Consider the following 365-nt stretch of genomic DNA (forward strand, 5'->3'; position numbering starts at 1 on the left):
GTGTGAAGACGGGGAGTCGCAGCCCGCCCCTGCGCCGGCGCCGCAGATTGCGGTGATCATGCATGAGCCGGAAGACGGCAGCGATGATGAAGACGATACGCCGTACGTGCCGCCGAGCCGGACCCGAACGCCGGTTGCCGCGCCCGGCGAAAAGCAGCCGCGCTTTTATCGCCGCTCGGCGTTCTGGGTGTGGCTGGCGTTTCTGGCGGCGCTCAGCGTCTGCGTGGCGTTTGTCGGCATCGCCACGCTGTCGCAGCGCGTGCCGGTATCGACCATGCCGGTGCTGCTCAATCCGCGCGATATCGATATCCGCATCCAGGGCGGCGAGAGCTGCAGCAACTGGATGCCGCAGCTCTCCTATGTGG

Annotated in this window: 1 pseudogene; it reads left to right on the plus strand. The window is 66.8% G+C overall.

The features are described from left to right. Nucleotides 1-365 (plus strand): annotated as a pseudogene (locus KQX66_RS39000) (hypothetical protein); the annotation flags it as partial.

The organism is Paenibacillus oleatilyticus (assembly GCF_018998565.1).
Taxonomy (GTDB): Bacteria; Bacillota; Bacilli; order Paenibacillales; family NBRC-103111; genus Paenibacillus_G; species Paenibacillus_G oleatilyticus.